The 14,693-nt window shown below is 31.7% G+C and carries 12 protein-coding genes; 7 read left to right on the forward strand and 5 right to left on the reverse strand.

Annotated features, from left to right (window positions below):
• Positions 1 to 222 precede the first annotated feature (222 nt).
• On the forward strand, positions 223 to 1,482 hold the full coding sequence (locus EM932_RS15055) for an aminotransferase class I/II-fold pyridoxal phosphate-dependent enzyme (RefSeq protein WP_135878024.1): 1,260 nt from the start codon (positions 223 to 225) through the stop codon (positions 1,480 to 1,482).
• 58 nt (positions 1,483 to 1,540) lie between these two features.
• Here the strand turns inward: EM932_RS15055 and EM932_RS15060 are convergent, their stop codons facing one another.
• Complete coding sequence (locus tag EM932_RS15060) at positions 1,541 to 2,662, reverse strand: GTP cyclohydrolase (protein ID WP_135878025.1); 1,122 nt, start codon at positions 2,660 to 2,662, stop codon at positions 1,541 to 1,543.
• A 22-nt stretch (positions 2,663 to 2,684) separates the two neighbouring features.
• Entirely contained in the window at positions 2,685 to 3,704 is a 1,020-nt protein-coding gene (locus EM932_RS15065) for a transporter (protein WP_246041086.1), read from the reverse strand.
• A 169-nt stretch (positions 3,705 to 3,873) separates the two neighbouring features.
• Here EM932_RS15065 and EM932_RS15070 point away from each other — a divergent pair, with 169 nt between their 5' ends.
• Genes EM932_RS15070 through EM932_RS15085 form a run of 4 tightly spaced genes read left to right on the forward strand, consistent with a single transcriptional unit; the run spans position 3,874 to position 9,441 of the window.
• Positions 3,874 to 4,155: a DUF4834 family protein gene (locus tag EM932_RS15070; RefSeq protein ID WP_135878027.1), complete on the forward strand. Its 282-nt coding sequence runs from the start codon at positions 3,874 to 3,876 to the stop codon at positions 4,153 to 4,155.
• Between the two features lie 31 nt (positions 4,156 to 4,186).
• Positions 4,187 to 6,631 (forward strand): YfhO family protein, encoded by a 2,445-nt coding sequence (locus EM932_RS15075; RefSeq protein ID WP_135878028.1) that lies wholly within the window; start codon positions 4,187 to 4,189, stop codon positions 6,629 to 6,631.
• A 19-nt stretch (positions 6,632 to 6,650) separates the two neighbouring features.
• Positions 6,651 to 7,952 carry a glycosyltransferase family 4 protein gene (locus tag EM932_RS15080; protein WP_135878037.1) on the forward strand — a complete coding sequence of 434 codons (1,302 nt, stop codon included), beginning with the start codon at positions 6,651 to 6,653 and terminating at the stop codon, positions 7,950 to 7,952.
• 31 nt (positions 7,953 to 7,983) lie between these two features.
• The gene (locus tag EM932_RS15085; RefSeq protein WP_135878029.1) at positions 7,984 to 9,441 is read left to right on the forward strand and encodes a lipopolysaccharide biosynthesis protein; all 1,458 of its coding nucleotides are present in this window, start codon (positions 7,984 to 7,986) and stop codon (positions 9,439 to 9,441) included.
• Between the two features lie 85 nt (positions 9,442 to 9,526).
• Here EM932_RS15085 and EM932_RS15090 read toward each other — a convergent pair whose 3' ends face one another.
• Positions 9,527 to 10,798, reverse strand: a complete 1,272-nt coding sequence (locus tag EM932_RS15090; RefSeq protein ID WP_135878030.1) for a hypothetical protein — start codon at positions 10,796 to 10,798, stop codon at positions 9,527 to 9,529.
• A gap of 239 nt (positions 10,799 to 11,037) precedes the next feature.
• Between EM932_RS15090 and EM932_RS15095 the strand changes: the two genes are divergently transcribed.
• Positions 11,038 to 11,886 (forward strand): T9SS type A sorting domain-containing protein, encoded by an 849-nt coding sequence (locus tag EM932_RS15095; protein ID WP_170179814.1) that lies wholly within the window; start codon positions 11,038 to 11,040, stop codon positions 11,884 to 11,886.
• A gap of 91 nt (positions 11,887 to 11,977) precedes the next feature.
• Here the strand turns inward: EM932_RS15095 and EM932_RS15100 are convergent, their stop codons facing one another.
• Together EM932_RS15100 and EM932_RS15105 are read right to left on the reverse strand one after the other, a co-directional pair.
• Positions 11,978 to 12,676: a hypothetical protein gene (locus EM932_RS15100; protein ID WP_135878032.1), complete on the reverse strand. Its 699-nt coding sequence runs from the start codon at positions 12,674 to 12,676 to the stop codon at positions 11,978 to 11,980.
• A gap of 84 nt (positions 12,677 to 12,760) precedes the next feature.
• Positions 12,761 to 13,207 carry a hypothetical protein gene (locus EM932_RS15105; protein WP_135878033.1) on the reverse strand — a complete coding sequence of 149 codons (447 nt, stop codon included), beginning with the start codon at positions 13,205 to 13,207 and terminating at the stop codon, positions 12,761 to 12,763.
• 373 nt (positions 13,208 to 13,580) lie between these two features.
• On the opposite strand from EM932_RS15105, the gene EM932_RS15110 reads away from it, so the two are divergent.
• Positions 13,581 to 14,573 (forward strand): DUF3667 domain-containing protein, encoded by a 993-nt coding sequence (locus EM932_RS15110; protein WP_135878034.1) that lies wholly within the window; start codon positions 13,581 to 13,583, stop codon positions 14,571 to 14,573.
• The last annotated feature ends 120 nt before the right edge of the window (positions 14,574 to 14,693 follow it).

Raw genomic sequence — 14,693 nt, forward strand, 5'->3', positions numbered from 1 at the left:
GTCGTATAGGCAAAATAGTATCTCTTTTTTTATTTTATTAATAATTGGGCAGTAAAAATTATGCTCAAACCATATAAATATTTAATTTTGCAATAACTAACTAAGGACAGAAAGCTTTCATGAAAACATACTTAAACATTACAAAATTGTTTTTGTTTTATTTTAAAGCAGCTACTCCTATGTAGTCATGTCTTAATTTTAATAGCAATAAGATTATACTAAATGAAGGATTTATTTGAAAAAATTTATAAAGACAAAGGACCATTAGGTAAATGGGCTTCCCAAGCTGAAGGTTATTTTGTGTTCCCTAAATTAGAAGGAGAAATTTCTAACCGTATGAAATTTCAAGGAAAAGATGTTATCACTTGGAGTATTAATGATTATTTAGGATTAGCTAATCATCCTGAGGTAAGAAAAGTAGATGCAGAAGCTGCCGCTCAATATGGCTCAGCTTACCCTATGGGGGCAAGAATGATGTCTGGCCATACAGATTTGCATGAAAAATTGCAAGATGAATTAGCGTCGTTTGTAAAAAAAGAAGCAGCATATCTATTAAATTTCGGATATCAGGGTATGGTATCTACTATAGACGCTCTGGTGTCTAAAGATGATATTATTGTTTATGATGTAGATGCACATGCTTGTATTATTGATGGGGTTCGTTTACATATGGGCAAACGTTTTACTTATAAACATAATGATGTTGAAAGTTTAGAGAAAAACTTAGATAGAGCTGCGAAAATGGCAGAACAGACTGGAGGCGGGATTTTAGTGATTTCCGAAGGTGTCTTTGGAATGCGAGGTGAACAAGGACGATTAAAAGAGATTGTAGCTCTTAAAAAGAAATATAACTTTAGACTGTTTGTTGATGATGCTCATGGGTTTGGTACGTTAGGTGCTACTGGAGCAGGAGCAGGAGAAGAACAAGGGGTTCAAGATGATATTGACGTTTACTTTGCCACATTTGCTAAATCATTAGCGAGTACAGGAGCATTTATTGCTGGAGATCAAGAAATAATAGATTATTTGAAATACAATTTACGTTCTCAAATGTTTGCAAAATCTTTGCAAATGCAATTAGTTGTTGGTGCTTTAAAGCGTTTAGAAATGCTTAAAACAATGCCGGAACTTAAAAATAAACTTTGGGAGAACGTAAATGCTCTACAATCTGGATTAAAAGATCGTGGTTTTGATATTGGTACAACTCAAAGTTGTGTAACTCCAGTGTATTTAAAAGGAAGCATTCCAGAAGCAATGGCTTTAGTTAGAGATTTACGTGAAAACTATGGGGTTTTCTGTTCTATAGTCGTTTATCCTGTAATACCAAAAGGGCTGATTCTATTAAGATTAATACCTACTGCGACTCATACTTTAGAAGATGTATCTGAAACGTTAGCAGCTTTTGAAGCGATTAGATCTAGATTAGAAAATGGAACATACAAGCGCTTATCTGCCTCTGTAATGGCAGCGATGGGCGAATAAATAGTATATTTTAAAAAAACAAATAAAAAAATCCGATTCAATTACGAATCGGATTTTTTTATGCAATATCTTTTCTGAAAGTGCAACGTCTTTTATTAACTACGGGTTTAAAGTTTTTCCATATTTGTTGAATAGCAACATTGTCATCTAATTCAGGGCCTCTTACACATAATTCAATGTTCTTTTCTGTAAATGTTTTATGAAATTCATCAAAAATAATAGCAGTAACACCTTTGTTTTGATATTCAGGTAACACACCAATTAAGTAAAAAGTAACCGTTTTTGCATGTTTCTTTGCATGTAACAAATGTTTTATTCCAAAAGGAAACAACTTCCCATTCATTTTTTGCAAAGCCTTTGCGTAAGAAGGCGTAACTATACCAAATCCTATCAACTTATCATCTTTATCTAAAACAAATTTTACATATTCTGGATTTAAGAAGCCAATAAATTTTTTCTTAAAATATTCACGTTGCTCGTCATTTATTTCTACAAATGTTGAAAGGACAGCATGTGATTTAGAAAACACATCAAACATCTCATCCGTATAAGGCAGAATATCTTTGTTTTTTGTGAAAGTTAAGGCTCTTAGTTGATAGCGTTTTTTTATTAACCCTTGTATTCTAGAGAAAGATTCTTGTTTAATATTCTTAAACTCCATAATATTCTCAGAATACGATTTTGCAACATCATAGCCAAGTTTTTTAAAATGAGTTGCATAATAAGGAGGATTGTGCCATGTAATCATACTTCCAATTTGATCAAATCCTTCTGTTACCACACCAACTTTATCAAGATTAGAGAATCCAACAGGGCCTTCAACAAATTCAAGGTTATTTTCTTTTCCAATTTCTATAACTTTCTCTAATAGAACTTTTGTAACATCAACATCATCAATCACATCAAACCAGCCAAAACGCATTTTTTTTAAAGTTTGATTTTTTACTTCTAACCAATTTATTATGGCTGCGATGCGTCCAACAATTTCATTATTTTTGTATGCTAGAAATAACCTGGCCTCAGCGTCATTAAATACAGGGTTTTCTTTTTTGTTAAAGGTTTTTATTTCTTCACTAATAATTGGTGGTACCCAATATTTAGAATTTTTATTAAGTTTAAAAGGAAACTTAACAAAAGCTTTTAAGTCCTTTTTTTTATGTACTTCTTTAAGTATGATCATATTTATCTATGATAGCTGCAGCTTAATTATTGTCAAAATCTATATCTTTTCGTTTGCGTTTTTGTTTTTTTGTATTATTTATGTCGACATCATCTTTTTTGTTTTTGTTGCGTCTAGATTTTCTTTTTCCTTCTTCTTTGGCTGAGTTACCATTATCAACATCTTTATCTTTTAGTTCTTTATCTTTATGGAAGTCTAATCTATACGATACTCCAAAATTTGCACCAAAAACTGAAGGTGTATCTTTAGTGTTAAAAGTTAATGCCGTGTCTAATTGAAGATTTCGTCCTAATAAGTAGGCGCCTCCAAATCTAAAAAGATTGTCGGCGTAAAAATCGCTCTGTATTCCTTGAGTTTCACCAAATATAACCCACTTTGGGCTAAAGGAATGTGTTAATGTTAAAATATATTGAAAATCTGATTGATCAGATCCAATTCTATCTTTTATTAAGTTCATAACAAATACCCATCCTCCTGGAAAATTGTTTTGGGTGGCAACCATTATTTTGGGGCTAAATCCTTCAACGCCTGGTGCAGTATAAGGGTTGTCTTTTGTGTCAAAATTAGCACCTAGATATACTGATACAGCAGGGATTAACGAACTCCATTTAAAGCTGTGGTTAGCTCTCCAGCTGTATAGATTTGGTTTTTTCTCCTCTGAATTTTTATAAGGATCATACACTAGATATTTGGCTCCAAATGTAATTGTTTTAAAATTTGATCGCTTTTCTTCAGAAGAGAAATTAGATGTGAACGTTTTTGTGTCGTTTTGATAAGTCCCTTCAATGTTCAACTCTAACTCTTCAAATAATAGCCCATATCGGGCAGCAAAATCAATTCCAAATCCAGATACTTCGTATGTAGGAGCAGGTGTTCTCTTTTCTTTAGTAAGATAAGGGCCTATCTCTAATTGGACAACATTCGTACCTACGGAAAAAGCACTTCTTGATACACCAGGTCTATTGGAGTTAATGACATCAGTATATTGACAGTATGCTTGAATTGAAATTAACATCAATAAAAAACATAAGGTAGATTTCATTGGGTTCATAATTAAGAGTTTAGTGTGCGATTAGTAACATATTGGTAATACATTATTGTAACATTTTAGTCCTAAGACTTTTTTCAAATATAGATATTTTATACTTTTTTTATCATTTTTGAACGTTTTTTAAACGTATAGAATTGTATTTTTGTTAAAAATAATTTTTATGCTACAATTTGCATCTGTAACAGGTTTTGTTAGAATGATACTAATCATTCTTTTAATTTACTTTGGGATAAAAATTTTATCACGCTTATTTGCGCCGTTTCTTGTTAAATATGTTGCCAAAAAGGCAGAACAACGTTTTGGTGGCCAATTTGGTCAATTTAGAAATCAACAACAGGAAAAGCCAAAAAAAGAAGGCGAAGTTACCATAGATAAGGTGCCCAAAACCAAAACCTCAAATAAAAATGTAGGTGATTATGTCGATTACGAAGAAATTGATTAATTTTCACAAACATTGTTCTTAATATACTTTCATGCAATTTTCAATCAAAAAAATAGCTCCTCATGTATTAGTTTTAATAGGTTTTATAATACTTTCTTTGGCCTATTTTAGTCCTGTTTTAAAAGGAAAACAGATCTTTCAAAGCGATATCATGCACTATATAGGCATGAGCAAGCAGCAAAAAGATTTTAAAGCAGCTACAGGAGAGGAGACTTACTGGACTAATAGTGCTTTTGCCGGGATGCCTACTTATCAGTTGGGTGCAAGATATCCGCATAACTATATTAAAAAGCTAGATTCAGCACTCCGATTTTTACCACGACCAGCAGATTATCTGTTTTTATATCTATTAAGTTTTTATATATTATTACTAGTCTTAAAAGTTGATTTTAAATTAGCTGCACTTGGAGCTATTGCTTTTGGTTTTTCTACCTATTTAATAATCATTTTGGGTGTAGGACATAATAGTAAAGCACATGCTATTGCCTATATGCCCTTAGTTTTAAGCGGTATTTTACTTGTCTTTCAAAAAAAATATATTTCAGGGTTTTTACTAACCACCGTAGCCATGGGGTTAGAGCTAGTGGCTAACCATTTTCAAATGACTTATTATCTATTATTGCTAGTCATAGTTTTAGGTGTTGCGTATTTAATTGATGCCTATAGAAAAAAAATATTACCGCATTATTTTAAGTCGATAGGGGTTTTGGTTGCTGCTGTCGTGCTTTCTATAGCCTTAAATGCAACAGGAATATTGGCAACTCAAGAATATGTAAAAGAAAGTACGCGTGGTAAAAGCGAATTAACTATAAATCCTGATGGCTCCCCAAAACCAGTGACTTCTGGGCTAGATAGAGATTATATTACCCACTATAGTTATGGTATTGTTGAGACTTTTAATCTTTTCATTCCAAGGTTTATGGGGGGAGGGAATTATGAAGATCTAGGTAAGGATTCAAACACATATGATGCGTTTAGAAAGTTAGGAGCCAGCCCAATACAAGCACTAGAAGAATCGAAACACGTACCAACATATTGGGGTGGTCAACCAGGTGTTGAAGCTCCTGCATATGTTGGAGCAATTATTTTGTTTTTATCCGTTTTTGCATTATTTCTTGTAAAAGGACGATTAAAATGGTGGCTTGTTGGAGGCGTTTTATTGTCCCTATTGTTGTCTTATGGAAAGAATTTAGGGTTTTTAACGAACTTCTTTATTGATTATGTGCCACTTTATAACAAATTTAGAGCAGTTAGTTCTATTCAAGTGATTTTAGAGTTATGCATTCCAGTATTGGCAATTTTTGGATTGGTAAGATTGTTTAATGACTTTGAAAAGAAAGAAGATAAATTAAAAGCACTAAAGTTTGCAACTATCATCACAGGAGGTATTGCTTTACTGTTTTTGTTGTTTAAATCAACATTATTTGATTTTGTTGGCGCTAGAGATGGACAGTATATACAAGCTTATGGTCAAGACTTTGTAAGAGCTATAAAAGAAGATAGAAAAGCTATTTTTACCCAAGATACTTTGCGAACCCTAGTTTTAGTGCTATTATCTGCTGGAGTTATTTTTATGTTTTTGCGGGATAAATTGAAAGAAAAATGGGTAATAGCAGTGTTTTTTGTATTTGTTCTTTTTGATTTAATTGGAGTTAATAGGCGTTATGTTAATAATGATGATTTTGTTTCATCTATTCATGTAAACAAACCATTTCAGGCTAATGAAGTGGATAAGCAGATTTTAAAAGATAAGTCACATTTCAGGGTGTTTGATATAGTGTCAATCTCTTCAACCCCTACAAAAGCTTCTTATTTCCACAATTCGCTTAACGGCTATAACGCAGCAGAATTAAAGCGTTATAGAGAAGTTTTTGATTTTTATGTCCTGAGAAATAATATCAATGTCCTTAATATGCTTAATACGAAGTATATTATAGCGCAAGATGAAAAAGAAGGTTTGTTTTCTTACAAGAATGATAATGCCAATGGTAACGCTTGGTTTGTGCAAAACTTAGAAAAAGTTGAATCTGCAAACGAAGAAATAAAACAATTAGATAGTTTGCCCAATAAAATCAAGGCTATTTATTCATCACATAAAGCTTTAGAAAAACTAAAAAATTTAAAAACAAATTATGTAGTTGATTCATTAGTATCTATTGATTTAGTTGAAGTAAAGCCAAATTATTTAAAGTACAAGTCTAAAAATACAAACGAAGGTTTTGCGGTCTTTTCTGAGGTGTATTATGGCAACGGATGGAAAATTTTTGTAGATGGAGAAGAGCGTTCGCATATACGTGTTAATTATACATTGCGCGGTATGCCGCTACCAGCAGGTAATCATACAATAGAATTTAAGTTTGACCCAGAGGTTGTTAAAACTGGTAGTAATATTGCTTTAGCAAGTTCTGTTTTATTTGGAATATTGTTACTCGGAGGTTTGTTCTATGAATTCAAAAAAAATGACCTCTCAAAGTGATACTCTCCCTTTGGGAGAGATGTCCGTAGGACAGAGAGGGCTTAAAAAAGTACTCATAATCACTTATTATTGGCCGCCAGCTGGAGGACCTGGGGTGCAACGTTGGCTGAAATTCGTTAAGTACTTACCGGAATTCGATATCGATCCAATCGTTTATATTCCAGAAAACCCTAATTATCCTCTGGTAGATGAGAGTTTAGTTTCTGAAATTTCAAATGATATTACAATATTAAAGCAGCCCATAAAAGAGCCGTATAAATTAGCTGGACTTTTTTCAAAAAAATCGTCAAAAACGATAAGTAAAGGAATTATTTCAGATAATAAAAAGCAAAGTTTTATTGAAAAGGTGATGCTTTATATAAGAGGGAATTTCTTTATACCTGATGCACGGATTGGTTGGGTAAAGCCTTCAGTAGCCTATCTTTCTCAATATATTTCAGAAAATAATGTAGATGCCATCATAACGACTGGACCTCCTCATAGTTTGCACCTTATAGGCTTGCAATTAAAGGAAAGGTTAGGGGTGAGGTGGTTGGCCGATTTTAGAGACCCTTGGACGACTATTGGTTACCATAAACAGTTAAAATTAACTAGATCCTCTAAAAAAAAACATATCGCTTTAGAAAAGCAGGTTTTAAATACTGCTGATCAAATAATTGTAACAAGTTTTACAACTAAAAAAGAGTTTCAGCAAATAACAAATCGCCCTATTGAGGTTATTACGAATGGATATGATTATGAAGTGACTCGTGCTTTTGATCTGGATGTTAAATTTTCAATAGCACATATAGGATCTTTATTGTCAAAACGAAATCCAGATGTTTTGTGGAAAGTGTTAAGCGATCTTAGAAAAGAAAACAATGACTTTTTAAAAGATTTTCAGCTTAATTTCATTGGTGCCGTTAGCGAAGAGGTGTTAAAAACTATAAAAGAATATGGTTTAAGTGATTGTGTATATGAATTAGGGTATATTTCACACAAAGAAGCTATTATGTTTCAAAAAAAATCACAAGTATTGTTGTTGGTGGAAATAGATTCAGAAGAAACCAAATGCATTATTCCTGGAAAGCTATTTGAATATATGGTTTCAAATAGACCTATTATTGCCATAGGGCCTAAGGCTTCAGATGTTGAGAAGATTATTAAGGAAACAAACACAGGCACTTACTTTAATTATGATGATTATGAATCGCTAAAAACGACTATATTAGAATATTATAAAGCGTTTAAGGGCAAAAATTTACAATCATATCCAATTGGCTTACAAAAATATAGTAGAAAACAATTAACTCAGCAATTAGCAACGTTAATTAAAAAGTGATAATGAAAAGCATAATAAATAGTTTAAGTTAATGGGAATAATTGCTTCACAATCTTTTAAAAATGTCCTTTCAACTTATTTGGGCTTTTTTATAGGAGCTATTAATACCTTGTTTCTTTATACGGAATTCCTTAGTGATGAATATTATGGAATGGTAGGATATATGCTGTCTTTGGCTTATGTTATCATGCCTTTAATGGCTTTTGGAGTACACAATACATTGGTGAAGTTTTATTCATCTTTTAAAACACGTGTGTCCTTAAATAGCTTTTTGACACTTATGCTGTTTTTGCCATTTATAATTACTATTCCTTTAAGTTTTTTCAACTACATATGTTATGATGTAATCGGCAGTTTTTTATCTCAAAAAAATGTTATTATTAAAGGCTATTTATGGCATATTATAATAATCGCTCTTGCGTTGGCTTATTTTGAAGTGTTTTTTGCATGGGCTAAAGTGCAGATGCAAACAGTATTTGGGAACTTTATGAAAGAAGTTTTTCATCGAGTAGGAACTATGATATTGCTGTTTTTTTTACATTTCAAAGTAGTTAATGTAGAGCAATTTATGATAGGCTTGGTTGGTGTCTATGTCTTAAGAATGCTTGTTATGAACGTGTACGCATTTAGTATCAAGCCTCCCGTGATCATATTTAAACGTGTAAATGGCCTCAAAAATATTTTGAAATATTCTTTTTTAATAATTATTGCCGGATCTGTTGCTACCATTCTTTTAGATGTTGATAAAGTCATGTTGGGGCATTATGTTGAAATTAAGGAAATTGCATATTATAATGTAGCTATATTTATAGCTACGGTTATAGCTGTGCCACAGTTGTCTATGCATCAAATACTATTGCCTTTATCGGCTAAGTATTTAAATGAAAAAAAAATGGATGAACTTGAGGATTTGTATAGAAAAAGCTCATTAAATTTATTTATAATTAGCGGGTTTATATTTCTCTTGATAGTACTGAATATTAATCAGTTGTACTATATAATTCCAAAAGAATTTGGGGGCGGGCTTTTTGTTGTACTAATAATTAGTGTAACTAAATTGTATGATGCTTTTTTGGGGAGTAATAACGCTATTTTATTTAATAGTGATTACTACAGAGTCGTGTTATTCTTGGGAGTAGCTCTGGTTATTTTAATGATTGTTTTAAATATAATATTCATTCCTTTATTTGGTATAAATGGAGCAGCTCTGGCTACTTCTATAGCTGTTTTTGCCTATGACTCAATCAAGCTGCTTTTTGTTTATCAGAAATTTAAAATCCACCCATTTACAAAAGACATATTTCGAATAGCTATTTTAATAACTTTGAGTGTTTTTCTGTTTTATTTTTGGGAATTCCCTTTTGGCCCTATCATTAACATAGCTTTAAAATCTACTTTAATTACGGGATTATATCTATTTGTAATTTATAGGTTTAAATTTTCTGAAGATATTTCGAATCAGATTGAACGTTATTTGAAGATTAAATAAATATTCCAGTGCAAACAGAAAACCCTACGATGTCGCTTTGAGGCAAACATATCGTAGGGCTTTCCAAACTAACCAACCAAAATTGTTATGATCGTCTTCTACTAGTCGATCTTGTATTGTTATTACTAGATTTACTTCTACTCTGGGTAACTCTTGGCCTGTTACTTTCAGAAAATCTATTAACGCTTTTTCGTTGCGTTACTCTAGATTTGTTTTGAGTAGTGCGTTGTGTCGCTACTCGTTTTGTATTAGTATTATTGTTTCTGTTATATGTACGTGTATTTTGTGTTCTTGGTTTTTGAGTAACGATATTTTTTCGTTGACTCGTTACCTTATTTATTCTTATGCTATTAGTTCTAGGCTTAACTATTCTATTAACGCTTTCTCTGGTTCTTTTAGTGTTATTATTGTTTTGCGCAAAATCTCTAGTACTTCTGGTGTTATTATTACGTCTTATTGTATTGTTTCTAGTCGTAACCGAGCTACCTTTAGTGTTTCTGTTTATGCTGGAGTTACTACGTCTGGTTGTAGTATTTCTATTTCCTGTTGAATAATTTCTTCCTGAATTTCTATTAATAGTACTATTACGTCTTGTATTGTTTGTTTGTGCAACACTTCTTCTGGTGTTAGCACTTCTGTTAATACGAGTTACATTTCTGGTACTTCTGTTTACAGTAGCATATTTTCTATTTCTTGTTATAACATGACCACGTCTGCTCGCAATAGCTGTTCTTGGTCTGTAATTATTATAAAAAGGTCTGTTATAAGTATAGCGCACTGGGCTGTAATAACGTCTGTAAGGCCTGTTGTAAACAACACAGTAATCATAAGACGGAATACTATAATAACGGTGCCATGGTCTGTAAACATAACTTCTGTTATATGTATTTATAAAACCTGAGCAGTGTGAGAAACGATTGTATCGGTTGTAATGCACATATAATCCACCTACACGATTTACATATCCAAAGTTATTATAATAAATATTTACGTTTCCTACTTGACTAACACGTCCGTAATAATCATAATAAATAGGCGTGTTTTCTATCTGGATAATAGCACCAAATTCATCATATTGAACATAGGCATTATAGTCATATCCAGAATTAAAGCTGAAGTTTATATTAGGAGTCCCTATTGAAACATTTACATTAGAACCAGAATAGCTTTGTATGTTAAAATCAAACTGACCATCACGGAACACAGAAAACTCAATACCGTTCTCTACAAATATGAAAGAGTTTCCATAACCTCTGTTGTAAATAGATGTTGTATTTGCGTCTGTATTGGTTGTGATTGCGTTAACAGTGAATCCTGTAAGGATTAAACTCGCTATTAAGAATATAAACTTTTTCATAATAATTTGTTTTAATGGATGAATACGTTTTGTTAATTACAAACAGCGTGCCAAAAAAAGCTATTTATATTTTTATGCTTTTTTAGAAAAAGAGATTTTGATTTGATTAATTTGTAGGATAATATTTGTTTTAACTGTAGGTTTTTTTGTTTTTATCGATGAAATGTATTATTATTGCGTTGTAATACATAAGTATGTTACTTAATTTATTTTTTACTAACCAAATAAAACCCCAAATTATGAACAAAAATTATTTTTTAGCCACAATTTTAATTTTGCAAATTAGTTTTATTAATGCGCAAAGTGAACTGGTTTATTGGACTGGTCAAAACACGTCAACTAACTCCTATCCACAATCTGGATCAGGTTTATCATCCGAAATAACTTCAGCGGATCAGAACTACAATGGACTAAATACTTATGCTGATAATAGAAATGTATGGAATAATCCAAGTTCGTCTGCAAGCGTGGACCCAGGAACTACTCCGTACCTTTCGTATGAGTTAAATACAAACACGAGCCTTCAATTTGATAGGTTTGTAGTTCATGGAGCTGCACCAACCACAGCAGGAATTAAGATGCAGTTACGTTGGAGTATAGATAATTATGCGTCTTCTTTAGGAGACTTCACTCCAGGTAGTTCGAGTTATAATTTAACATCTGTAGATATTTCTTCTACCAGTATTGTTCCGTCGGGAACTGTGGAATTTAGAATTTATTATTATGCCGTAAGTGGTAATGTATTTCACTCTGGCACTGGACCATATAGCACTACAGATGCTACCCCTTCGTCTTATACATCTTATGGAAGGTGTTTTAGTGTGTGGGGAAGTCAATCAGTGCTTAGTAATGGTCACGTGGAAAATAAATTAAGTCCAAAGATATATCCTAACCCATCCAGTAATTATATTAAGATTACAGGAAATAAAGCTTATGGAGATTATAGCATCTATAGTACTATTGGAACAAAAGTTAAAGAAGGAAGTATTAAAAATAATGAAGAAGAAATTGATATAGATTTATTAGACAAAGGATTGTATTTAATTCAGTTTAATAAAGGGATTACTTTGAAGTTTTTAAAACAATAAATGAAAAGTTAAACCCGTCTTAATAATTAAAAACCCCGAGACTATAAGTTTTACTTATAGTCTCGGGGTTTACTTTTTTGCTGTTTATCTATTAAACATTTCTTCGATGCTTTTTTATTTTACCATTTTGTTTAAAATAGTAATAGTTATCGTCGTTATCATAAATATCATCATCCCAATCATCGTCATGGTCATCATGATGGCTATCTCTATTTCCAAACGAATGTTCTACAGAACAAGATTGTGTCCCACAATCACTATATCTTTTTACTTGTCCCCATGTATTTAAAATGCCTCCCAAGTCATTATAACGAACACTTAATCCGCCGACCTGTTTTAGTTTTCCATGTCTATAACTATAATTCATATAGATAGAACCTGCTCGTTTAATTTTTCCGTATCTGTCGTAATTTAAATACACATTACCAATACGTCTTACTTTACCATCTTTGCCATGCGAAATAGAAATACCTCTACTGTAACGATTAGGGCTATACTTATATCTTTTTTTCCTGGTGTCATAGGTTACATTTACTGAGCTTCTTCTGGAATTTCCTTTGTAATATGAATTATCATAATAATCATTATACGCATCAGTATTAAAATCAAAGCTTCCATCAGGAAAAATTAAAAATTCAATGCCCCGTTCTACAAACATAATAGGTTGTGCATAACGATAACGTTTGGTTATATCTAAATTATTTTCAGCTTTTTGGTGGTTTAGTTCTGTTGCGGATACAGTTGTTAATCCTATTAACAAACCTGCATATAATAGTACTAATCTTTTCATAATTATAGGATTAATTATTTTGCCTACTCTTTAGCTTTTCGGCTTACGCTATAGTTCAATGGTTGTATTATTTAGTAAATACTGTTAATTATATTCATCGTAAGTATGAATAGATTTCATTATGTCTTCATAAAACAATACAGCAGAAACTAAATTTCTTGTATCTGAATAAGGTAAAATCACTTTTTGAAACTCAATGGTGTTTTCTACATAATTAGCGGTGTTTTCAATTTGATTGTCGAGTGCTTTTCTGTTGTCATTACTATTTGGAATACCTAAAGTAGACATAGTAACACCAGGTTTTGTAGCAAAAGCTATATAGGGTAATATATTGGCTAGAACTTCAATTCTTTCTACATATAAGTCTAATAATTGCCCTTTTTGCATGCGTCTTAGTTCTTCGCCATCGTGATACTTTTTGATGCCTATTTTACTGCTTATGATACTTTTTGGGGTCGTCTTTTTTTGTGCAAAACTAGAGGCTGCAATTAAAAAAAAGGAAATACTTAATAGGGTAATTTTTATTTTCATGATTATGGGGTTAATTTTTTGCCTACTCTTTAGCTTTTCGGCTTACGCTGTTTGTTTAGTAGCTTTCAATTTGCGTGCCAAAAATATAAGTTGTTGATTTACATAAAGTTAATAGTGTTAATTGTTTCGGTCTCAAAAAGAAACTACATAGTTTTAAATGCAAATCACATAATCAACAATGATATTACCAGATATAATGTGATACCTCACATGCGTTCGGTATGACGACGTGATACTATAAATAATAGAAATCATAATAAAGAAAATTATGTACTCGGTATTATATTGTTTTTTAAACTGCTAATATTGTTCGAATTCGAATTCATAGGTGTTTTTATAAAAAGCCCTATTTTTATAAAAACTAACTATTTTAATGAAAACCAACCTCGAGACTTGTAAAAATTGTGAGAATCAATTTGATGAAACATTTAAGTTTTGTCCACATTGTGGTCAGCAAACCAAAGAAGATCTCACGGTTGGTGTCTTGTTTTATAATACAATAAGTAATTATTTTTCTTTTGATGCGCGCTTTTTTAAAAGCTTTTTGCCTTTATTATTTAACCCAGGGTATTTGGCTAAAAAATTTATAGAAGGCAAACGTTTGATGTACTTGCATCCTGCTCAATTATACTTGTTCGTGTCAGTTGTATTTTTCTTTTTATTATCGACAGTAGTAGTACGAGATCAAGTGCAAAGTTTTGATACTTCCATGAAGAAAACATTAGAGACACCTTTAATTTCTGATAGTACAAAAGCAAAAGCACAACAAGTTTTAGATTCTATAGAATTTGATAGTGTTTTACAGCCTTTAAAAGAAAAAGGAATTCCTGGTTTGAAAGCGTCTGAGGTTAAAGTTTTGGATTCTTTAATAAAAGCTAGCAGCAAAAAAAAGACAACAAATACATTAACTTTTGATTTTGATCAAAAAAAAGTAGATTCTTTGATAGCTATTAATGCTTCTGATGTAGCTGTTTATAAGGAAATGGGTATGAGTGATGATGCTGGTTATATTACTAGGAAATTCTATATGCAAGTTCTTAAGTTTTATAAACAGCGTAATGGTGGGCAGCTTTTGCAAGCAGTTTACGATACGATTCCTATTTCGTTATTTGTTTTATTACCGATTTTTGCTTTTATACTAAAGTTGTTGTTTTATAGGCGTGGGCATTATGCGCATCACCTGGTGTTTAGTTTTTATTTTTTCTCATTTTTATTCACTGTTTTCAGCTTAATTCTAATAGCAAATAACTTTTTTGAAATTTCGGCTTGGATAGATTGGCTGCTTGTGGTATCAACTTTTTTCTATTTATTGGTGGCTATCAAGCGGTTTTACAATCATGGTTGGTTTTTGAGTTTTATAACCTGAGTTCGGCCTAAGAAACTCATATTTATAGTATAGAAAAAGCAGAATATTTAGTAAATTAAAGTGTTGAATTCTAATTAACTAACATTATTCTGCTTATGATTTCTAAAGATAAAATTACTG

It is taken from the genome of Flavivirga rizhaonensis, from assembly GCF_004791695.1.
GTDB lineage: Bacteria > Bacteroidota > Bacteroidia > Flavobacteriales > Flavobacteriaceae > Flavivirga > Flavivirga rizhaonensis.